The sequence below is a fragment of the Enterococcus sp. B2E4 genome (genome assembly GCF_030499455.1).
Classification (GTDB): domain Bacteria; phylum Bacillota; class Bacilli; order Lactobacillales; family Enterococcaceae; genus Enterococcus_D; species Enterococcus_D casseliflavus.
In genome coordinates this window covers 1-20,770 of sequence record NZ_JAUKPK010000014.1, presented here as the reverse complement: position 1 = coordinate 20,770, position 20,770 = coordinate 1, and the positions used below count along the sequence as shown (strand labels likewise).

Sequence of the window (20,770 nt, the reverse complement as noted above, 5' to 3'; positions counted from 1 at the left end):
TGAAACTTCTTTGGAAAAGGCTCTTGCAGTTGCAGCCGATTGCTCTGAAGATTCACTTGCTTCTTTGGTCTTTGTTGGTTGGCGATTACGCTTCGTATAGATCTCTTACAGGACCCATGATGATGCGGTTCAAGTCATTGGCTACTAAGCTGAAGGCTTGCTCTTTTTGCATCAAGTCAGAAACAATGCCGTCTTGCTGAATTTTTTGCGATAATTCTTGGGCTTTTTGCGCTTCTTCTTCTGTCATTTCTTCGCCAGCCATCATTTTTTGTTGCAGGCTTTGTTGCAACTCTTGAAACTCTTTGAATAACGCATACGCTTCTTCATTTGCTTTCAAGCGGTCGAAAGAACCTTTCAAATCTTGAAACTGTTCTGACTCGCGTAATTCACGTTCTAATTGGTTTGCTGTATCATAAATATTTGCCATTTTGACGCCTCCTCTTTTTTTCTAGTATACCATTCTTCTCAGGTTCTAGACTAGCAGTTGCCTAATTCCTTTAATTTCCGCTTATGGAATTCCATAAGCCGCCAAACAGTTCTTTCGTTCCTTCTTTGATCTTGCTGCCGAATTCCTTCATGCCTTCTTTGGCGCTTTCGGCAAAGTCATCGATGGTTTTCTGCCAATCATTGCCATTTTGTGACGTACTGCTCTCAGGATCTGGTACTTCATCGGCTGCCATCAATTTTCCACCTGTCCAATAAGCGTCTGCAACTTGGAATTGGGTGCCTTGACTATAAGGCAGTAAGCTTTCGGCCTCTGCTTTGAATATTTTCCCAACGACTTGCCCACTGGTTCCTGTTAAGTAATGATCTTCACTCACATGCTCAAATCCTAACCAAGTTGAAAGAACCATATCAGGAGTATAGCCGACGATCCATTGGTCATTGACCTTAGAAGCATCAAAGTTGGTCTCTGTCGTACCCGTCTTACCGGCGATCGTAAAGCCGTACGGACTGGCACTAACACCCGTCCCGTTAGAGAAGGTGCCGAGCATCATGCTCGTCATTTTATCAGCGGTCTCTTTAGAAATCACCCGTTTGCCTTGCACAGACGTATTGTCAACGATCACGGCACCAGTTGAATCAACGATTTTGGTGATCAAATGCGGTTTGTAGTAATACCCGCCATTTGCGAAAACGCCATACGCTGCTGCCATCGTCATGGGTGATTCCCCTTTTTCCAAACCACCTAAGGCTAAGCCATAATATTTGTCGGATTCGGTCAAGGAAAGTCCAAACTCTTGTGCTTTGCTGTACCCACGATCTAAGCCGATCTCATGCAACAGCCAAACTGCTGGCAGATTCAGGCTTTGGGCGAGGGCTTGATACATGACTGCTTCGCCAGCATAGGTCCCATCAAAGTTTTGAGCATCATAAAAATCGAGGGGCTCGTCTTTCAGGATACTGTCGGGTTCAAACCCAGCTTCTAGGGCAGGGGCGAAGACGCTGATCGGTTTGATCGTGGAGCCTGGTGAACGTTTCATTTGCGTGGCAAAATTAAAGCCTCTAAAGACGTGCTCGCCACGACGACCCACCACCGCTTGCACCCCACCGGTATTCGGATCAAGTGCGACAGAGCCTGATTGCACCATCGTGCCATCAGCGGCATTTTCAGGGAACAAGGCATCGTTTTTATAGGCAGCTTCCATTTGCGCTTGGTAGTTTTGATCCAGTGCTGTATAGATCTTGTAGCCGCGATTCATGACATCATCGGCGTCCAACCCATAGGATTCGGCTTCATCGATGACCGCATCGAAATAATAAGGATACTTATAGCCAGATTCTGAATTGCCAAATCCATCATACAGTAAATTAGCTAAGGCAACTTGTGATTCTTGGTCAGCAACGGACTGGTCCAACTTGCCGTTATCCACCATCAAACTCAAGACGGTATCGCGACGGTTCGTGGCGTTTTCCAGATTGTCGATCGGGTTATAGATCGAAGGACCTTTGAGCATCCCCACCAATGTCGCAGCTTCTCCCACGCTTAGTTCAGAAGCATTGACACCGAAATATTTTAGCGAGGCATCTTGAATGCCCCAAACCCCGTTACCAAAATAGGAACTGTTCAAATACATTTCCAAAATCTCATCTTTAGAATATTTCTTCTCGATCTCGATCGCTAAGAAAAGCTCCTTGGCTTTTCGACTAAAGGTTTGATCCAAGGACAGATAGGCATTTTTGGCAAGCTGCTGGGTGATGGTACTTCCCCCACCGCCTTCGGCACTGCGGTTGACCAGCATGCGCAGGGCTGCTCGAGCGATCCCCTTGATATCAAACCCGTGGTGATTATAGAAGTTGCGGTCTTCGGTTGAGATCAAGGCGTTGACCACATCACTGGAAATGGCATCAAGAGAAACGTACGTGCCTTTTTGCGAGTACAACTGCCCTGCTTCATCGCCATTGGCATCAAAAATCACCGTCGATTCTTTCAGACCTGACTCTAATTCACTGACTTTCGTATTTTTGGCGATATAAAACAAATACCCGCTCATGATTAAGATAGCAACTAAACTAAGTAAAATAAAAATTTTATTTACGTGGTATTTTTTCCAAACCCGCTTGCGCCATTGATGAAATTGCTGCAAATACGGTTTTAACCAGCGCCAAAAGGTCAGCCAACCGGTCTTTATTTTGTGAAGGATGTGTTTCCAATCCATTACTTCACGCTCCTTTGGTTAAGTGTAGCATAAATGACATTCTTTGTTATACGGCTCTAGACGTAATTTCATTCGAAAAGAATGCTTTATTATTCTAGCATTGAATGCTCTGTTTTTTATTGTTTTTTTTATAAGAAAAGCTTAAAGATGCTATAATAGTCGATAGCGAACAGCAAAGAAAGGACGTTTTTATGGAATACACCATGACTTTACCCGAAAATCACCCGCCCATGCCGCTTCGCGATTTGTTGGAACGGGAGTGGCTCGTCCCACGAAAAGTGCGCCATTTTCTGCGCACACGGAAAAATGTTACCGTCAATCAGCAGCCCGCGATGTTTCATCAAGAAGTTCGTGGCGGCGATCAAATCACTTTGATCATTGAAGACAGTGATTACAGCTATCAGCCGATCCAGTTAGGCCAAGCAGACAAAGTCGACGTACTTTTTGAAGATGAGCACTTATTGGTGCTGAACAAGCCTGCGGGGGTCAAGACGCACCCCAATCAGCCATTAGAAGCAGATACCCTATTGAATGATGCAGCTGCTTACCTTGCGCCGAAACAGCAGCAGCCTTATGTGGTCCATCGTCTAGACAAAGAAACCAGCGGTGTCGTTTTATTCGCAAAAAATCCTTTGGTGTTGCCGATCTTGGGTCGAATGTTGGAAAACAAACAGATTTTCCGCCGCTATCAAGCCACAGTTTGGGGCAAACTTACGCAAGATCAAACGATCGCCAAAAAAATCGGTCGTGACCGTCACGATCGTCGCAAGCGGATCATTGACCCCCGCAACGGTCAGTCAGCCGTCACCCATGTAACCATCGCCCACACCCAACAAAAGACGACCGATGTGTATTGTGTGTTAGATACGGGGAGGACCCACCAAATTCGCGTCCACCTTGCCAGTATCGGTCATCCAGTCGTCGGTGACCCGCTTTACCAAAACAAACCAGCGCCGCGTTTGCTGCTGCATGGCTATGAATTGCATCTGGAGCATCCCTTTACCAAAGAACAGTTAGTGATCATCGCTCAACCGGGCTTGTGGTAAACAAAAAAAGCATGACGACCTGAGGAACCCCTCTTGTCAGTCATGCTTTTTGGTTTCAGATGTTTTTTTCAATGTTTCTACTCGGTGCTTCGGCTTATAGCGGTAAGTAAGCTGCTGGATCAACGAAATCTGACCACAACGTCTTACTCAATCCAAAGTGCAGATGGACGCCAGTCGAGTTTCCAGTCGTCCCCATCGTACCGACTTGCTCGCCGACTGCAACGGTTGCCCCCTTCGAGACACTGACAGCTGTTAAGTGAAAATAATACGAGTAAAAGCCGTTATCATGAGCCAAAATCACGTAATTCCCCGTACTTGGACCATAACCAGCATCTTCTACCTGACCATCACGAGCGGCGACGATCTTCTCCCCCGCTTGACCTGTAAAGTCGATCCCGTCATGCTGCGTCCCAGAAAAACCAGTTGGGTCAGCTCGAGTACCAAACCCGCTGGAGATCGACACGGCGCCCGTGATTGGCAGTGAAAATTCACTGGCTGCTGCTTTCTCTGCTACTTCTTTGGCTTTTTGTTTTGCTTCTTCAGCGGCTTTTGCTTCTTTGTCCACTTTTTCTTGCAAGTCTTGTACTTGCGCTTGCGTTTGCTGCAGCTGCTCTTGTTGGCTCTGCAATTCTTCTTTTGCTGTTGCTAGTTGCTCTTTACTATGTACTAATTGGGCTTGCATCAAGGTTTGGTACGAAGTGATTCGTTGCTGTTGGGCTTCTTTTTCCGCCAATTGTTGGTTCACTTCCCGTAAAGCCGCTTGTTGTTCACTAAACTTGCGTAGTTGTTGGATCGTGGCTTGTGGTCCGTCGACTACCAGGCTGCTTGGCGCTTGGCTTTCTTGATGCTGGGCTTTTTGGTCATTCAGAGCAGCGATCTGCGTTTGAACTTCCTGGCTTTCTTGTGCTAATTGGCTTAATTCTTCCTGATAATCCGCTAATTGACTTTCCAGCGCTGTGACTTTCTGTTGGCTAGTGGTGACTTCCTCTTCATACGTTGCAAGTTCTGCAGTCAAAACCGTCAGTTCCTCGGTGCTCTTCGTTTCAGCAGCATAACTGACAGCTGGCTGGAAAAGCGGCAACGTAAGGGCGAGCAATAAAAAAATCTTTTTCTTCAATGAGGTAACTCCTTCTTTTTTTAGTAGCTTGGCTACTTTAACATGCTTATTCATGAAAAAAAAGAGGGTTTTTCCAACAGTTTAAAGTCTATTGTTGCAAATTTTCATGTAAATTACCTATAAAACGGGCTTTTTTTACAAATATTGCAGCCGAATAACAACTTTTATAAGAATTTCTTTAGCTCGCCAATCGTCTTATCCTCGCTCTTGCAGCTTCGCCATTTCCTCAGACGTTAATTCCCGATACTCGCCTAATGCCAAATCATCAGGCAAGGACAGGCCTCCCATGCGAATCCGTTTCAAATAAACGACTTCTTTTCCTACTGCATGGACCATCCGTTTGACTTGATGAAACTTGCCTTCATGGAGGATCAGTTTGATCTCGCTGCGCATTTCTTCTTCATCGACGTTGAGGATCTGCAACTCAGCCGGCAAAGTCCACTCGCCGTCTAATTTGATGCCTTTGGCAAAGATTTTTTGATCCTCCGCTGTCATGATTCCCTCGACTTGAGCATAATATTCTTTTTCCACATGCTTTTTAGGCGACAATAATTGATGCGCCAATCCGCCATCGTTCGTAATCAGCAAAAAGCCTTCGGTGTCTTTATCCAACCGTCCTACTGGAAACAAATCTTCGCGAAACGCTTCTTCAGAAAACAAATCTAAGACCGTCTCTTCATAGGAATCGACGGTTGCCGATATCACGCCGGCGGTTTTATTCAGCAAATAATAAAACTGGCTTTGATAGGCGATGGGTTCCCCCTCAAAACAAACGGTATCTTGTGTTTCTTGTACTTGTGCTTTGTCACTTTTGATGACTTGTCCATTGACGGTCACGAGCCCTTTTTTGATCAACTGTTTCACTTCTTTGCGGGAGCCATAGCCCATATCCGCTAAAAATTTGTCTAAACGCATCGGTTTCTTCCTTTCATATAAAACAGCCGCCAAGGTCTCACAAAGGAGGCTCAGCGGCTGCTTCTAGTTTTATTTGATGTGTAATTTCTGGCGTAAACGAACCATTGATGAGCCGAGTAATTTTTCAGCTAAACGCAATTTCAGCGCAATGTAGATGTATACACTGCCGCCGACTCCTGCTACTAGCAAGCTCAAGATAAAGGCTTGGACTTTTCTTTCAGAGCTCAAGACAAGCCCAAAGAGTTGGCGAGCGATCAACGCTGCGATCACCATAATGATCGTCATCGCGCCAATCAATAATGTCCGTCGCAACGTTAAGTTTACATTGAAATGGCCTTTGCGAATCATTTTGCGAATATTTAACCAGCAGACGATCCCTAAGGCAATCGTGGTAGAAACCAATGGACCGTAGACTTGGAACAAACGAATCGCTGGATACTGCAAGATCACTTTCACCAGTAATCCTACAAAGAAGAAAACAACCGCTTCTTTGTTGTGGTACATCCCTTGCAGCATACTCGAACTAAGCATAAACAAGCCCAAGACCAGACCAGACAGACAGGCAGCGACTAAGACGCTCGCCCCTAACGCATCTGGACGATAAAACAAGGTGTATAGAGGATAAGACAGTACGATCATCCCAAAAGTCGCTGGAAACATTACAAAGGAATACAATTGCAAGTTGTTGCTGATCAATTTGGCTAAGTTCTTTTTGTCTTTTTTGGCGACTGCTTCACTGATCAAAGGCAGTCCCGTTGAAGCCATGGAAGTAGCTAATCCGATAACCACCATCGTCAGCTTATCAGGGTTGCTGCCGAAAATCGCCATTAGTTCTAAGAGCTGATCATTTGAAAATTCGGTAAAACTGCTCATCATTCGCACAAAGGTGTACTGATCCACCAATTTTAAAATCGTGATCCCTGAGCCTACGATAATAAAAGGGATCGCTTCTTTGATGGTCGCTAAAACCAACTCTTTGGTTTGCAGCACCGTTTCTTCTTTGCTCATATCGACTAAAACATCCATCCGCACCCGCTGCTTTTGGAAGTAATAGCCTAATACCAAAATGCTGGCTAAGACACCGATAAAGGCGGCAAAGGTCGATTGCGTCACGGCTGCCGTGTATTCGCCTTCGATGACCCGCATAATGATAAAGGTCGCTAAAAGCATATAACAGACACGAGCGATTTGTTCAACGACTTGCGAGATCGCAAAAGGTTTCATGTCTTGGTTTCCTTGGAAATACCCTCGCATGACACTCATACAAGGAAAAACCAATAAAGCAATACTCAATGAGCGCATCGCAGGAATCAATTCTGCGCCTCCGCCTGAAGCCGTTGCCAACCATGGGGCTGCCAAATACATGATTCCAGCGGTCACCACGCCAAAACCTGCCATCAATTGAAACGCTCTTAAAAAGAGCTTCTGGCTCGTGCGGTATTCTTGGCGAGAATTGTAAAAAGAAATCTGTTTGGCAATTGCTGAAGGGATCCCCGCAGTGGAGATCATTAAAAATAAGGCGTAAACATTATAGCCCATTCCAAACAACGCATTTGCTTTATCCGCATTTGCGCCCATCCAATAATACCAGGGTAAAATGTAAATGGCGCCAAGCAAACGTGAGCCGATATTTCCCATCGTCATCCAAGCAGATCCTTGAGCCATTTTTTCTTGTGTAGTTAATTCTTTTGACACTGAACGCATGTGTTTATCCATCGCCATTATCTCCAACTTTCTACAAACATATCCCTTCCATTTTAATTCGAAAAAGGGTTGGTCGCAATCTATTTTTGCAACATCTTAAAGTTTCTTCAAAATAAGGAGAAAAAAAAGAAAACTTTTCCCTCCCAAACGGCGGTTTTTAGGAGTTATGCTATAATAAGAGAAATCTTTAGAGGAATGAAGGAGAACAACGATGCAAAAGGAACTCATTACCGTGCCACAGATCCGCAAACTCTTATTGCAGGAAAACCTATTGAAAGAAATCATCACCCCCACTGATTGGGTTTATACCGTGCCGCAAGAAATGACTGATCTTGCCTTTACCTCATTAAGCTACGACTCGCGAACAGCCGATGCGGCGACGCTTTTTTTCTGTAAAGGGGCTTCTTTTAAAGAAAGCTACCTGGCTGCCGCCATTGACCAAGGGATTCAGTGCTACATTTCAGAAACGCCCTATGACAACTTTGCAACTTATGGAATCATCGTCACCGACATTCGAGAAACGATGGCAGTGATCGCTCAAGCGTTTTATGGCCATCCTCAAGAACAGCTGGTGACCATCGGCATCACGGGAACAAAAGGCAAAACCAGCTGCGCCTATTTTGCTCGGGCGATTTTAGCAGAATCGACGGGTCAAAAAGTAGCATTCTTTTCATCTGAGGAAAACTCAGTCGACGGAAAAACCTTTAATGAAGCAGTGTTGACGACCCCCGAAACACTGGATCTTTATAAGATGATGGCCGAGGCTGTCGCAAACGGCATGACCCATCTTGTGATGGAGGTTTCTTCCCAAGCCTATAAAACCAAACGGGTCGCCGGTATTACCTTTGATATTGGCGCGTTCTTGAATATTTCGCCTGATCACATTGGACCAGTGGAACATCCAACTTATGATGATTACCTTTACTGCAAACGGGAACTGATCCGCAACAGCAAACAGATGATTTTAAATCGCCAAAGCGATCACTACCACTTGCTGCGAGAAACTTGTGAAGTCCATCAAGTTCCTTATATCACCTACGGACGTTCAGACGCCGATTATGTCGTCCAAGAAGGGGCAGATCTAAAAGGCTTTGCGCTGTCAGCTGCTTCTGATGTCTTGCAAGTCTCTGGTGAATATCAACTGGGGATCTTAGGTTCTTTCAACCATGAGAACGCCGCAGCGGCGATTTTAGCTGCCTGCTTAGCGGGTGCCTCTCGTGAAGACGCTCAGAAAGTCCTGCCGACAGTGATCATCCCTGGACGAATGATCGTTTTAGAAAAAGAAAATGGCGCAGTCATGATCGTTGACTATGCCCACAATTACCTTAGCTTCCAATCATTAAGTGAACTTGCCCGCCAATTGCGCCCAGAAGGCCGCCTGCTTTTTGTCACTGGCAGTGCTGGCGGCAAAGCCCAATCTCGCCGAGCAGATATGGGACGAGCGCTAGGAGAATATGCGGACAAAGTCTACCTGACCAGCGATGATCCTGATTTTGAAGAAGCATCCGCAATCGCAAAAGAAATCGCAGCTGCGATCACCAATCCTGAAGTTGCCATCATTCATGAGATGGATCGGGCTCAAGCCGTCAAATCAGCGATTGCTGATGCAGACAGTAAGGATATCGTGATTATTGCGGGCAAAGGCGCCGAACAATACTTGAAAGTCGCTGGAAAAAAAGTCCCTTACATCGGTGACTTGACCTTAGCGCAGCAGCAAGCCAAACACCAATAGCAACAAGTTGCCTCAACAAAAAAACTTTCAGATGATTTAACAGATCATCTGAAAGTTTTTTTTTCTGCGTGACTAAGGTTGTTCGTCTTCGTAAGTCTCATAGACATAGGGTGCGCCATCATAACGGAATTCTGTTGAAATGGCGGCGTCAAGGTCTTCGGTAAACATTCGTTTGCTGAAAGGAAACAAAAAGACTTGCCCTTCTTTGGCATCTTCGGCTGCTAAACGGTAAAACAGCTCTTCTTCTGTTAATTGTTGATTCAACTGTTCCAAGACATCGGCAGTGACTGCCTCTTCCTCATAGCCAGGTTTGGCAATCCGTGCATAATCTTCAAAAAAAGCCGACTGGCCTTCAAATGATTGATACTCCATGTAAGTCCCCTCTTTCTTTTCTCTTACTTTATTATACGAGAGTCCGTGAGGATCAGCGAATAATATGATCGGTCTTCAGGGGAATTTTTACTCTTCTGGTGCTTAAATATGTCAGAAACATTTCAAGTGTATTACGAATCAATTATTTGACAAAATCAGATTGAACACGCATCCAAATTTTGTATAATGATACATAGAGACTATAAAAGGGGCAAATGTAATGAACAACGCAAAGAAAAAAATTTTCGTCGGTACTGGTGCTGCAATTGGTTTTGTCGCAATCGTTGCTATGATGGCTCAGTTCATGATTTCCAATCATCTATTTGGCGGAAGTGATGCTTCATCAGAAATTTTCACTCGCGCTACGTATCCAAACGGCTTTCTACTAGTGATCTTGATTCCATTGGTCGCAACAGCCGCTTTGTTCTATGGGATCATTCGCAAAAAATAACAAAAAAGTGTTGCTGAGAACCACTCAGTAACACTTTTTTTCTTTGTCGTCACCAAAAAGCTGCCTAACAGACCCTCGATCTGCTAGGCAGCTATTTTTTAGCGTTTAGTTTGCAACGATATTGACCAATTTGTTCGGTACGACGATCACTTTACGGATCGTTTTTCCTTGGAGCTGTTCTTGGACAAGTTCGTTTTCTTGCGCCAATTGTTCAAGCACTGCTTTTTCGGCATCCGCTGGCACCATTGCTTTGGCGCGAACTTTGCCGTTGACTTGAAAGACGACTTCGATCTCGTCTTCCACTAGGGCACTTTCGTCATAGGTTGGCCATGGCACATAAGAGATCCCATGGTCATTCCCGAGGATCGACCATAGCTCTTCCCCGATATGCGGTGCGATCGGAGCCAATAGCTGCACAAATCCTTCGACATATTCGTAAGGCAAAGCATCGGCTTTGTACGCTTCATTGACAAAGACCATCAATTGGGAAATCGCCGTATTGAAGTGCAGCTGCTCAAAATCTTCCGTCACTTTCTTAACGGTTTGATGGTAAACTTTCGACAATTTGCCATCGTTGAATGTCGTGATGCGGTCACGCATTTTGCCATTTTCATCGACGATCAAGCGCCACACACGATCCAAGAATTTACGACTGCCTTCAAGACCATTCTCATTCCAAGCGATCGATGCATCCAATGGTCCCATAAACATTTCATATAGACGCAAAGTATCCGCACCGTATTGATTGATGACATCATCTGGATTAACGACGTTGCCGCGGGATTTTGACATTTTTTCATTGTTTTCCCCAAGGATCATCCCTTGGTTGAACAATTTTTCAAATGGTTCTTTCGTTGGCACGACACCGATATCATACAAGAATTTATGCCAGAAGCGAGCATAAAGCAAGTGCAAGACAGCGTGCTCTGCGCCACCGATATAAATATCGACTGGCATCCAGCGTTTCAATTTGTCGTAGTCTGCCAAAACAGACTTATTATGAGGATCGATAAAGCGCAAGAAATACCATGAGCTTCCAGCCCATTGCGGCATCGTATTGGTTTCACGACGTCCTTTTTTCCCGGTTTCAGGGTCGGTGACATTGACCCAATCTGTGACATTGGCTAATGGCGATTCACCAGTACCGCTTGGTTTGATATTGTCGGTTTTTGGCAAACGCAACGGCAGCTGATCTTCAGGAAGCGTCGTAGTCGTACCATCTTCCCAATGGATGATTGGGATTGGCTCTCCCCAATACCGTTGGCGAGAGAACAACCAATCGCGAAGACGATAGCTGACTTCTTTTTTCCCAACGTGGTTTTCTTCCAACCATGCGACCATTTTTTCGATGGCTGTCTCTTTGTCTAGCCCATCCAAAAAGTCTGAATTGATATGCAGTCCATCTTCGGTATAGGCAGATTCTTCCACGTTGCCCCCTGCCAATACAGGAATGATCTCTAAGCCAAATGTTTTGGCAAATTCGTGGTCACGTTCGTCATGGGCAGGAACCGCCATGATCGCACCTGTTCCATAAGAAGCCAAAACATAATCGGCGATCCAAATCGGGATCTCTTTACCATTCACGGGATTGATGGCATAGGCACCTGTGAAGACACCAGTTTTTTCTTTGGCCAAATCTGTTCGGTTCAAATCAGATTTTTTCGACGCTTCTTCTACATAGGCATCAATGGCTGCTTTTTGTTCTGGTGTAGTGATTTGGGCCACTAGCTCATGTTCTGGCGCCAATACGGCGTAGGTCGCACCAAACAAGGTATCTGGGCGAGTCGTAAAGACGGTAAAGTCTTTTTCCATCCCTGCCACTTTAAACGTAACGTTGGCTCCGACCGAACGTCCGATCCAATTGCGCTGCATTTCTTTGATGCTTTCTGGCCAATCAACTTCTTCTAAATCGTCCAACAAACGATCAGCATACGCTGTGATTTTCAGCATCCATTGGCGCATCGGTTTGCGGATCACATCGTAGCCGCCCCGTTCGCTTTTGCCGTCAATGACTTCTTCATTGGCGATCACGGTCCCAAGCTCTGGTACCCAGTTTACTGGAACTTCGGCTTCATAAGCTAACCCTTTTTCATAAAGCTTGGTAAAGATCCATTGCGTCCACTTGTAGTACTCGGGATCTGTCGTATTGATTTCACGATTCCAGTCATAGCTGAATCCTAGCGCATTGATTTGACGGCGGAAGGTCTCAATATTTTTCTTCGTGAATTCCGCTGGATCATTTCCAGTGTCTAATGCATATTGTTCGGCAGGCAGACCAAAGGCATCCCAGCCCATTGGGTGCAGTACATTGTACCCTTGGCTGCGTTTGAAGCGGCTCAAGATATCCGTAGCTGTATAGCCTTCTGGATGTCCGACATGTAATCCTTGTCCAGATGGATATGGGAACATATCTAGCGCATAAAATTTTGGTTTGTCCGGCTCATCATGGGTGTTGAATTCATTTTTCTTTGCCCAATATTTTTGCCATTTTTTTTCGATTTCTTTGTGATTGTAATTCACGATGGACTCCTCCTAAAAAATTGGTGTTTTGCTCGTCAAATCAACCAGCAAAACTTAAAAAAAGTCCTATAAAAATCGCTATGATTTTTATAGGACGTTATCAACGTGGTACCACCTAAGTTTATCTGCTCCTCAAAAAAGCAGACCTCGATGTTTTAACGGCCATCGCCGTATCTGCCTAGCCAAATCAGGTTCAGTCAGATATCACTCGAAGACGAGTTCGAAAGGTGTGCTGTGCATTTCCACCAACCATGCACTCTCTAAAAGTCCCACCGTACTTCTACTATTCCTTCTCAAACGTGAAAGTTTCTTTGCACTTATCCTAACAAAAATCATTAGGAATAGCAATCTATTTTACCCTAACTGTTTGTCCTGGGTAAATAAAGTTATTTTGAATATTGTTCCATTGGATAAATTGATCCGTCGTGATGCCGAACTTATCTGCGATCCCCCAAACAGAATCCCCCGATGCGACCTTGTAGGTACCATTTGTCGCTGAAGTGCTGGTAGTAGCTGCCGTGCCGCCTTGCTTGACGACCACCTTTTGTCCTGGATAGATAAAATCATTTTTGATGTTGTTCCAGCTGCGGAATTGGTCCATCGAAATCCCGTGTTTATTGGCAACTGACCAGACTGAATCACCAGAAGCCACCGTATAGGTGTTGCCTGCAGCACTGCTGCTGGTTTGGCTGCTGACGGTCGTGCTCGTCGTTGTACTTGTACGGGTAGAACTACCGCTGACAACCACCTTTTGACCTGGATAAACATAGTCATTTTTAATATTGTTCAAGCTGCGGAACTGATCCATCGAGATGCCATGCTTGTTAGCGATCGACCAGACTGAATCGCCAGCTGCCACCGTGTAGGTGCCGCCACTGCTTTGGCTAGCCGTTGATGCCGTGCTGACGGTCGTAGTACTGCTGGTATTCGTAGACGAACCACCGCTAACGACAACTTTTTGCCCTGGATAGACAAAATCATTTTTGATGTTGTTCAAACTGCGAAATTGATCCATCGAAATGCCATGCTTATTGGCGATCGACCAAACGGAATCACCAGAAACTACGGTGTAGGTATTGCCTGATGTAGTTGCTGAAGCATTGCGATTGACGATCGATACCGTTGAAGTTGCCGAAGTACTTTGGGCGCTGCCGTTGACTTTCAAGGTTTGTCCTGGATAAACAAAATCGTTTTTGATATTGTTCAAACTGCGCAACTGATCCATGGAGATGCCATGTTTGTTGGCGATCGACCAGACTGAGTCCCCCGAAGTGACTGTATAGGTTTGACTGCCGCTCGTGCTGACAGCTGATGTCGTGGTCGTCGTACTCGTTGAAGCACTGGCTGTGGCGCCTCCACCGGCATTGCCAGAAGCTGGCGTGTCATATTTCGTTAACCCAAATTGCTGGATCACGGCATTCAGTGAAGAGGCATAGTTTGGTGCAGTCGCATAACGGCCTGCTAGCCATGCGGTTGCATCAAGATATGAAGTCGTATTGCTTTTCCAAGCGCCAGAATAATACGCGACACCGCTTTGTAAAGAAGTTGAGCGTAAAGTACGTGCGTTATCTTCAAATGATTGCGTGTAAGATGGGTAACGCTTAAAGGGTTCATTCATAGTCAACCATTGGTTGTTCAAATATTCTAAGGTACTCATATAAACGGTTTGACCGTTATAGCTGCCTTTGATTCCGAATAGATTGTAATTCGGTGCTTTTGATAAGCTGCTTCGGCCCCAACCACTTTCTAAAATGGCTTGCGCGATCATCACAGAAGCATATAGATCGTTGGCGTTTGCCACAGGTTGGGCGTACGTAGCGATTTCAGCAATAAACGCGGAAGTATTCGGCGCGGCAAAATTGCTAGTAGAAACTTGGGCGATCGAGGTCTCTACGGCTTCTGCTTGAACCGATGACACCAATGGAGCTACAACAGAGCAAGCAGTCAGTGTTGTTCCTAAAACAACTGCACTTTTTTTGATCGCTCGATACTTATCGCCCGATTGGTCTGCTTGACGATGTACTTTTCTTGATTGACTCGTGTTCATGTCCGTTATTCCTCCGTTTTTTCCTTATAGTGAACGTAGGTTTAGTATACAATTTCTTAAGAATTTATAAAAGGTATTTGAGCCGATTTCAGAAACTGTAAACTCTTTGTAATCAAACGAACATTTATTGCAATGAAGCAATTGGCCTGCTCCCGATAAACGTATCGCTTGCTCAGACGAGTAACACCTTGCTCGTTCCGCGCTTTTTCCGACTTGTGATAAATGCTATAATACCTTCTAGATGTCTCTTTGACTTAATGACAATAATTGACAGAAATTCTCTAGAAACGAGGCTTATCCATGCATAAAAAACTTTATTTTCAATTTGCGGGCAGTTGCTTTTTACTGCTGTTCGTTTTTCTCGGCTATGTCGTGAAATTTTACCCTACTTGGTTGGTCTCCTTTGACGAAACCTTGACTCGCATCATCCGCAGCGGCTACCCGTTTTGGACACCGTTTTTTCTATGGGTCACAAAATTTGCGAATCCTACCACGATCATCTTGCTCTTTCTCGCTGTTTTAGCTGTCTTAGTGATCAACAAGTATTATGCTGAAGCTATATGGCTCAGTATTGGTACCATCGGGATTGCTGGGCTCTTTAATCCATTGATCAAACTGGTCTTTTTACGGGAGCGCCCAACTCTTGAACACTTAGTCACGGAATCAAGTTTCAGTTTCCCCAGTGGACACTCGACGGGCAGTATGATTTTTTATGGAACCTTGCTCTTCTTGGTCCCAGTTTTCTTCAAGCAGCCTTTTTGGCAATGGGGCATCCGCCTTTTGCTGGGCCTTTTGATTGGCTGCATCGGCATCAGCCGTATTTATGTTGGTGTGCATTTTCCCAGTGATGTGTTAGGCGGTTTTTGTGTTGGCCTGTCTTGGCTGCTGTTGACCTATCCGTACTACTTGCAAAAACGCTTTGTCTGGCGCTTCACGCGTAAACAATTATAAAAGAAGGTAAAAAAATGAATCCATTTCCTTATGCAGAAGATAAAAACAAACGATACCATTCGTGGAACTTTGCTTTGCGGCAAGAATTTGGCGAAAAAATCTTTAAAGTCCCCATCGATGCGGGCTTCGACTGCCCCAATCGTGACGGCACCGTTGCCAAAGGCGGCTGTACATTTTGCAGTGTGTCCGGTTCTGGCGATATGATCGTAGCTCCTGAAGCCCCACTGCCAGAGCAGTTTGAAAAAGAGATCGCCATGATGCACAAAAAGTGGCCGCAAGTGGACAAATACATTGTCTATTTTCAAAACTTTACGAACACCCACGCACCGGTGGCAGTGATCCGTGAACGCTTCGAGCAAGTGCTGACACTACCTGGTGTTGTCGGGATCTCCGTTGGGACCCGACCAGACTGCTTACCAGAAGATGTCGTTGACTATCTAGCAGAGCTCAATCAACGCTTTTATTTATGGGTCGAATTAGGACTGCAAACGACGTTTGAAACCACGAGCAATGCCATCAACCGCGCCCATGATTATCAAACTTACTTAGACGGCGTCGCCAGCCTGCGCAAACACAATATTCGTGTCTGTACCCATTTGATCAATGGCCTGCCAGGCGAGACGATCGAGATGATGCAAGAAAATGTCCGCCGCACCATTCAAGATTCTGATATCCAAGGCATCAAACTGCACCTGCTGCATTTGATGCGCAATACTCGGATGCTGCGGGATTATCATGAAGGACGTTTGCAATTGATGCGGCGCGATACCTATGTGTCATTGATCTGCGATCAGTTAGAAATGATCCCCCCAGAGATCATCATTCATCGCCTGACAGGCGATGCACCATGGGATTCTCTGGTAGGTCCAATGTGGAGTTTGAAAAAATGGGAAGTCTTGAATGAGATCGATCAAGAAATGCTGCGCCGCAACTCCTATCAAGGAAAATTCAACGTGCGAAAGGAGCCTGTCAATGCTGCCGACCGCCATGCGCTATAGCCACACCCTTTTAAAAGAAGTTCTGCAGCCGGGACAAACCGCTGTTGATGCCACGATGGGCAACGGCTTCGACACGGAATTATTGGCTTCCTTAGTTGGCCCGACTGGTCAGGTGTTTGCTTTTGATATTCAAGAACAAGCCCTGCAAGCTACCAAAAAGCGTTTGGCTGAAAAAGAGCTGTTGGCACAAGTCCAGCTGATCCATCAAGGCCATGAGACGTTGGCAGAGGTTGTGAGTGGTCCGGTTCACGCCGCCATTTTCAATTTAGGCTACTTGCCGCAAGGGGACAAAGCGATCATCACGCTGCCTGATACAACGAAAACGGCTTTAGAAGCTTTACTGACACGTTTAGCCCCGAAAGGTAGAATCATCCTCGTCTGCTATTATGGACACGCTGGCGGCGAAGCAGAGCTGAAAGAAGTACACTCCTTTTGTCAGCAGCTGCCGCAAGAGAAGTTCAATGTCCTTTCCTATCAATTTATCAATCAGCGGAACCAACCGCCGATCTTATTTTGTATCGAACGAAAAAACCATCAGTCCTCGGCACGTTAAGGTGTCGATCGACTGATGGTTTTTTTATTCACTAAAAAGCCATTGCAGGACTCGTTGGATCCATTGATCCCAGAAATTCCAATCATGATCCCCAGTTCCCGATTCAAACGTTACGGCTAGTTTGCGCTTTTGCAGCTTATCCACCGCATATTCACTTGCCGGATACAGCTGATCCTCGGTTCCGCAGCTAATAAAAAAGCGCGGCGCTGTGCTTGGATCGATGGTCTCAATCAGATGGATCAAATCATTTTCTGACCCTTTGAATTGCTCTAATGGTCCAAAAATTCCTTCCCAATAAGCTTGGCTTCGCAGCTGCAGCAAGGAATCCATGCTTTCAGCCAGCGCTAATGCCCCAGACAAAGACGCTACCGCCGCAAACTGGTCAGGCTTTCTCAGCCCGAGTTTTACTGCCCCATAGCCCCCCATCGAAAGCCCAGCCGCAAAAGTTTTTTCTCGTTTTTGCGTCAGCTGAGGAAACAGCTCATGGCAAATCTGTGGTAATTCTTCGGCGATAAACGTCCAATACTTCATCTCATAGGTCGTATCGGTATACCAACCCAGATCAGTAGACGGCATGATGACCGCTAGTTGATACTCTGCGGCATACCGCTCGATCGACGTCCGTCGCTGCCAGACACTATGATTTCCGTTCATCCCATGCAACAAATAAAGCACCGGGAGATCTGTGCCCGTTGATTGGCTTTGCGTGCCGATTTTTTTCTTGGTACTTTGAGGCAAGATCACATCGATCATTACCTCCATTTCAAGAACATTTGAATAGATATTTGCTTGTAAAAAAGCCATACAATCACCTGCGATCCTTTTTTTATATTGTACCAGATTCTCGCGAAATCGTGCGGGTCAAACCAATCGCTAGCACAATAAGTAGAACACCGATCCCAAAAACCCAGTGTAGACCGCTATAAAGAATCTCCCGTAATTGCCCTAATAATGCGGTTGGCAGCTGGCGCGCAGCGGCTGGATCTACTAGCTGATTCATGACACTGCTATCATTGACTTGTGCCTGTGCTAAGCCTACGCTATTACTGGTGTTTAAAACGATACCGAAGACCGCTACCATGATGGTTTGCCCGATCGTTCGCAACAGGGTATTGAAAGAAGTCGCCACGCCGACTTGTGTGGGGCCAACGCTGGTTTGGGCAGTAACCGTACAAACCACCATCGTTGCCCCTAACCCGACGCCAGTAATAGAAGAAATGACCAAGAACAACCAGAATGAGGTCTGTGCCGGTGTCAAAAACAGCCACAAAGCACCGGTAGCCGTGATCAACAAGCTAACCGTCAAGACCCAGCTGACACTGTGCTGTGTCAACCAACGGCTGGCTAAGAAGGAACCAATCATCCATAAAATCGACAACGGTGCCAACACAAGCCCGCCAATCCCCGCACTCATGCCTAAGACCCCTTGCATCCACATTGGGATATAAACATCGATCCCCATCAAGAAGCCGCTAGCCAAAGCTGCTACGATATTGACCACCACAAATAATTTTGAGTGAAACAGCTTCAGATCAATAATCGGATCTGCTGCTTTTTTCTCCACCCGAATGAAGCCGATAAACGTAAGGACAGAAAAAACGAATAGCCCGATGACAGGCAGACTCACACCATAATCTCCCAGCAACTGGAAGCCTAGCAAGAGGCCTACTAGCGTCAACATCAACAAGAGACTGCCTGCATAATCAATGTTGACTGCAGCAAAGGCCTTTTTTTCTTCATGAAAATAAAACCAAATCAAAGCAATCAGCCCTAATCCGATGGGCACGTTGATAAAAAAGATCCAATGCCACCCAATCGTATCTACGATCAATCCACCAGCTAAAGGACCAACAACACTGGCGATCCCCCAAGCCGTACTATTGAGCCCTAAGACTTTCGCCCGCTTTTCAACGGGATACAGGTCCGCAATGATCGTTAGGGCAACGGGCATCATGGCCCCTGCGCCTAATCCTTGCAACGCTCTGGCAATGATCAACGTCAACATCGTGTTGGCCATCCCACAAAACGCCGACCCGATAATAAACAGCAACGTCCCAAATAAAAAGACTGGTTTGCGGCCGATATTATCGGCAAACTTGCCGTAGATCGGGGTCAACATCGCACTGGTCAAAAGATAGATCGAGAAGACCCAGTTCATGATCTCGATCCCTTTCAATGAACTAACGATGGTAGGCATCGCTGTCGTAATGATCGTTCCTTCGATTGCGGTCATAAACGTTGCGACAAAGACCGCAATGGTGACTAATTTTACATTGGTTCGCATATAACTCCTCCTTTTACTCCAAAAAAAAGAACCTCTATTGATAGTCATCAATAGAGGTCGCCTCTTTTAATCCTTCACACTTGCCAAAAGTGCCGCCACCTTGTCGGTGCGTTCCCATGGCAAATCGATATCTGTACGACCGAAATGTCCGTAAGCGGCAGTCTGACGATAAATCGGACGGCGCAAATCTAACATTTCAATAATTCCTGCTGGTCGCAAATCAAAGTTTTCCCGTACCGCTTGGATCAAGCGCTCGTTGCTGACGGTTCCGGTACCAAAAGTGTTGATGCTGATCGAAACGGGCTGTGCCACACCGATCGCATAGGCTAATTGTACTTCCACTTTTTTGGCTAGCTTTGCTGCTACGATGTTTTTGGCAATGTAGCGAGCCGCATAGCTGGCTGAACGGTCAACTTTGGTTGCGTCTTTTCCAGAAAACGCACCGCCGCCATGACGTGCATAGCCGCCATAAGTATCAACGATGATTTTTCTGCCAGTCAAACCGGCATCCCCTTGAGGACCGCCGATCACAAAACGACCAGTAGGATTGATATAATATTTTGTCTGCTCGTCTAAAAGATCGGCAGGGATCACTTCTTTGATCACTTTTTCGATGACATCACGGTGGATCGTTTCATTATCAGCCGCATCATCATGCTGGGTACTAATAACGACGGTGTCCACTCTTTGTGGTTGATCGTTATCATCATATTCAACGGTTACTTGTGATTTTGCATCGGGACGCAAGTAGCTTAGTTCATTGTTTTTCCGCAACTCTGCTAAGCGACGTACCAGCCGATGGCTCAACGCGATCGGTAAAGGCATCAATTCAGGTGTTTCATCAACGGCAAAACCAAACATCAAGCCTTGGTCACCAGCACCGATATCATCTTTATCCGTTTCTCCACGACTTTCTAAAGCATCGTCGACCCCTTGAGCGATATCTGGTGATTGCTCATCGATCGCTACCAAAACAGCAACCGTATCGCCGTCAAAGCCGAATTTTGCTCGTGTATAGCCGATTTCTTTGATGGTTTCTCGGACGACTTTTTGAATATCTACATAAGCAGAAGTAGAAATTTCTCCAAAGACTAAAACCAATCCGGTAGTAACTGACGTTTCGCAAGCGACCCGTGCCATTGGATCTTCGGCAAGCAACGCATCTAAGATGGCATCACTGATTTGGTCGGCTACTTTGTCTGGGTGTCCTTCTGAAACGGACTCTGATGTAAATAAGTGTTTCTCTGTCATTTTTGTATTCCCCCTAATATATGTTTCGGTTACAAGGCATCTTCGCAGCTGCGAATCCTTTCGGGAACTTGCAACGGACTGATTATAACAAATTTTGACTGCTCATGCTTGAAAAAATGATAAAAAGATCGTTTTTGGGCAATAAAAAAACACTCTCAAGAGTGTTTGC

Annotated in this window: 17 protein-coding genes, 1 riboswitch and 1 other annotated feature; of the genes, 6 read left to right on the top strand and 11 right to left on the bottom strand. The window is 45.7% G+C overall.

The annotated features are described in order from the left end of the window. Nucleotides 1–85 precede the first annotated feature (85 nt). Together Q1X33_RS10595 and Q1X33_RS10590 are read right to left on the bottom strand one after the other, a co-directional pair. Nucleotides 86–427 (bottom strand): YlbF family regulator, encoded by a 342-nt coding sequence (locus Q1X33_RS10595; RefSeq protein ID WP_005227708.1) that lies wholly within the window; start codon nt 425–427, stop codon nt 86–88. A 70-nt stretch (nt 428–497) separates the two neighbouring features. Beyond that, the gene (locus Q1X33_RS10590) at nt 498–2,660 is read right to left on the bottom strand and encodes a PBP1A family penicillin-binding protein (RefSeq protein ID WP_005227705.1); all 2,163 of its coding nucleotides are present in this window, start codon (nt 2,658–2,660) and stop codon (nt 498–500) included. A 191-nt stretch (nt 2,661–2,851) separates the two neighbouring features. Here Q1X33_RS10590 and Q1X33_RS10585 point away from each other — a divergent pair, with 191 nt between their 5' ends. Then, complete coding sequence (locus tag Q1X33_RS10585) at nt 2,852–3,706, top strand: RluA family pseudouridine synthase (protein WP_005227703.1); 855 nt, start codon at nt 2,852–2,854, stop codon at nt 3,704–3,706. Nucleotides 3,707–3,800: 94 nt separating this feature from the next. Here the strand turns inward: Q1X33_RS10585 and Q1X33_RS10580 are convergent, their stop codons facing one another. From Q1X33_RS10580 to Q1X33_RS10570, 3 genes are all read right to left on the bottom strand, one after another. Then, nucleotides 3,801–4,877: a peptidoglycan DD-metalloendopeptidase family protein gene (locus Q1X33_RS10580; protein WP_367652790.1), complete on the bottom strand. Its 1,077-nt coding sequence runs from the start codon at nt 4,875–4,877 to the stop codon at nt 3,801–3,803. A 141-nt stretch (nt 4,878–5,018) separates the two neighbouring features. Further along, on the bottom strand, nt 5,019–5,738 hold the full coding sequence (locus Q1X33_RS10575) for a pseudouridine synthase (RefSeq protein ID WP_301969663.1): 720 nt from the start codon (nt 5,736–5,738) through the stop codon (nt 5,019–5,021). Nucleotides 5,739–5,807: 69 nt separating this feature from the next. After that, on the bottom strand, nt 5,808–7,454 hold the full coding sequence (locus Q1X33_RS10570; RefSeq protein ID WP_015510492.1) for a polysaccharide biosynthesis protein: 1,647 nt from the start codon (nt 7,452–7,454) through the stop codon (nt 5,808–5,810). 199 nt (nt 7,455–7,653) lie between these two features. Here Q1X33_RS10570 and murE point away from each other — a divergent pair, with 199 nt between their 5' ends. Beyond that, nucleotides 7,654–9,174, top strand: coding sequence for a UDP-N-acetylmuramyl-tripeptide synthetase (gene murE / locus Q1X33_RS10565; RefSeq protein ID WP_005227684.1), 1,521 nt, complete (start codon nt 7,654–7,656; stop codon nt 9,172–9,174). 72 nt (nt 9,175–9,246) lie between these two features. Here murE and Q1X33_RS10560 read toward each other — a convergent pair whose 3' ends face one another. Further along, complete coding sequence (locus tag Q1X33_RS10560) at nt 9,247–9,546, bottom strand: DUF5960 family protein (RefSeq protein ID WP_005227682.1); 300 nt, start codon at nt 9,544–9,546, stop codon at nt 9,247–9,249. Nucleotides 9,547–9,766: 220 nt separating this feature from the next. Between Q1X33_RS10560 and Q1X33_RS10555 the strand changes: the two genes are divergently transcribed. Then, entirely contained in the window at nt 9,767–9,997 is a 231-nt protein-coding gene (locus Q1X33_RS10555; RefSeq protein ID WP_005227680.1) for a hypothetical protein, read from the top strand. A gap of 105 nt (nt 9,998–10,102) precedes the next feature. Here Q1X33_RS10555 and leuS read toward each other — a convergent pair whose 3' ends face one another. Both leuS and Q1X33_RS10545 read right to left on the bottom strand, forming a co-directional pair. Then, nucleotides 10,103–12,517 carry a leucine--tRNA ligase gene (gene leuS / locus Q1X33_RS10550; RefSeq protein WP_010749009.1) on the bottom strand — a complete coding sequence of 805 codons (2,415 nt, stop codon included), beginning with the start codon at nt 12,515–12,517 and terminating at the stop codon, nt 10,103–10,105. Between the two features lie 87 nt (nt 12,518–12,604). After that, nucleotides 12,605–12,824: a binding site (T-box leader), on the bottom strand. A 42-nt stretch (nt 12,825–12,866) separates the two neighbouring features. Further along, nucleotides 12,867–14,564, bottom strand: a complete 1,698-nt coding sequence (locus tag Q1X33_RS10545) for a LysM peptidoglycan-binding domain-containing protein (protein WP_301969662.1) — start codon at nt 14,562–14,564, stop codon at nt 12,867–12,869. A 300-nt stretch (nt 14,565–14,864) separates the two neighbouring features. Between Q1X33_RS10545 and Q1X33_RS10540 the strand changes: the two genes are divergently transcribed. From Q1X33_RS10540 to Q1X33_RS10530, 3 genes are read left to right on the top strand one after another with little or no spacing between them, the layout of a single operon-like run. After that, nucleotides 14,865–15,515, top strand: coding sequence for a phosphatase PAP2 family protein (locus tag Q1X33_RS10540; RefSeq protein WP_005227675.1), 651 nt, complete (start codon nt 14,865–14,867; stop codon nt 15,513–15,515). A gap of 14 nt (nt 15,516–15,529) precedes the next feature. Beyond that, on the top strand, nt 15,530–16,513 hold the full coding sequence (locus tag Q1X33_RS10535) for a TIGR01212 family radical SAM protein (protein WP_005227674.1): 984 nt from the start codon (nt 15,530–15,532) through the stop codon (nt 16,511–16,513). Further along, nucleotides 16,488–17,066 (top strand): class I SAM-dependent methyltransferase, encoded by a 579-nt coding sequence (locus Q1X33_RS10530; RefSeq protein WP_034869022.1) that lies wholly within the window; start codon nt 16,488–16,490, stop codon nt 17,064–17,066. The genes Q1X33_RS10535 and Q1X33_RS10530 overlap by 26 nt, the downstream gene beginning before the upstream one ends. Before the next feature lie 24 nt (nt 17,067–17,090). Here Q1X33_RS10530 and Q1X33_RS10525 read toward each other — a convergent pair whose 3' ends face one another. The 3 genes from Q1X33_RS10525 to metK all read right to left on the bottom strand — a co-directional run bounded on the left by Q1X33_RS10525 (nt 17,091) and on the right by metK (nt 20,601). Further along, nucleotides 17,091–17,870 (bottom strand): alpha/beta hydrolase family protein, encoded by a 780-nt coding sequence (locus Q1X33_RS10525; RefSeq protein WP_005227672.1) that lies wholly within the window; start codon nt 17,868–17,870, stop codon nt 17,091–17,093. Nucleotides 17,871–17,892: 22 nt separating this feature from the next. Next, the gene (locus Q1X33_RS10520; protein WP_005227670.1) at nt 17,893–19,350 is read right to left on the bottom strand and encodes an MDR family MFS transporter; all 1,458 of its coding nucleotides are present in this window, start codon (nt 19,348–19,350) and stop codon (nt 17,893–17,895) included. A gap of 66 nt (nt 19,351–19,416) precedes the next feature. Continuing rightward, the gene (metK, locus tag Q1X33_RS10515) at nt 19,417–20,601 is read right to left on the bottom strand and encodes a methionine adenosyltransferase (RefSeq protein WP_086295768.1); all 1,185 of its coding nucleotides are present in this window, start codon (nt 20,599–20,601) and stop codon (nt 19,417–19,419) included. Continuing rightward, a riboswitch (SMK box riboswitch) is annotated at nt 20,599–20,680 on the bottom strand. Its footprint overlaps the gene before it by 3 nt. Nucleotides 20,681–20,770 lie beyond the last annotated feature (90 nt).

What these genes read in the sequence shown, in the direction of transcription:
- Q1X33_RS10530 (WP_034869022.1), top strand. Translation starts at nt 16,488, where the DNA reads ATGCTGCCGACCGCCATGCGCTATAGCCACACCCTTTTAAAAGAAGTT.
- Q1X33_RS10520 (WP_005227670.1), bottom strand. Translation starts at nt 19,350, where the DNA reads ATGCGAACCAATGTAAAATTAGTCACCATTGCGGTCTTTGTCGCAACG.
- murE (WP_005227684.1), top strand. Translation starts at nt 7,654, where the DNA reads ATGCAAAAGGAACTCATTACCGTGCCACAGATCCGCAAACTCTTATTG.
- metK (WP_086295768.1), bottom strand. Translation starts at nt 20,601, where the DNA reads ATGACAGAGAAACACTTATTTACATCAGAGTCCGTTTCAGAAGGACAC.
- Q1X33_RS10585 (WP_005227703.1), top strand. Translation starts at nt 2,852, where the DNA reads ATGGAATACACCATGACTTTACCCGAAAATCACCCGCCCATGCCGCTT.
- Q1X33_RS10560 (WP_005227682.1), bottom strand. Translation starts at nt 9,546, where the DNA reads ATGGAGTATCAATCATTTGAAGGCCAGTCGGCTTTTTTTGAAGATTAT.
- Q1X33_RS10535 (WP_005227674.1), top strand. Translation starts at nt 15,530, where the DNA reads ATGAATCCATTTCCTTATGCAGAAGATAAAAACAAACGATACCATTCG.
- Q1X33_RS10525 (WP_005227672.1), bottom strand. Translation starts at nt 17,870, where the DNA reads ATGGCTTTTTTACAAGCAAATATCTATTCAAATGTTCTTGAAATGGAG.
- Q1X33_RS10580 (WP_367652790.1), bottom strand. Translation starts at nt 4,877, where the DNA reads ATGAATAAGCATGTTAAAGTAGCCAAGCTACTAAAAAAAGAAGGAGTT.
- Q1X33_RS10555 (WP_005227680.1), top strand. Translation starts at nt 9,767, where the DNA reads ATGAACAACGCAAAGAAAAAAATTTTCGTCGGTACTGGTGCTGCAATT.
- Q1X33_RS10595 (WP_005227708.1), bottom strand. Translation starts at nt 427, where the DNA reads ATGGCAAATATTTATGATACAGCAAACCAATTAGAACGTGAATTACGC.
- Q1X33_RS10545 (WP_301969662.1), bottom strand. Translation starts at nt 14,564, where the DNA reads ATGAACACGAGTCAATCAAGAAAAGTACATCGTCAAGCAGACCAATCG.
- Q1X33_RS10590 (WP_005227705.1), bottom strand. Translation starts at nt 2,660, where the DNA reads ATGGATTGGAAACACATCCTTCACAAAATAAAGACCGGTTGGCTGACC.
- Q1X33_RS10570 (WP_015510492.1), bottom strand. Translation starts at nt 7,454, where the DNA reads ATGGATAAACACATGCGTTCAGTGTCAAAAGAATTAACTACACAAGAA.
- Q1X33_RS10540 (WP_005227675.1), top strand. Translation starts at nt 14,865, where the DNA reads ATGCATAAAAAACTTTATTTTCAATTTGCGGGCAGTTGCTTTTTACTG.
- Q1X33_RS10575 (WP_301969663.1), bottom strand. Translation starts at nt 5,738, where the DNA reads ATGCGTTTAGACAAATTTTTAGCGGATATGGGCTATGGCTCCCGCAAA.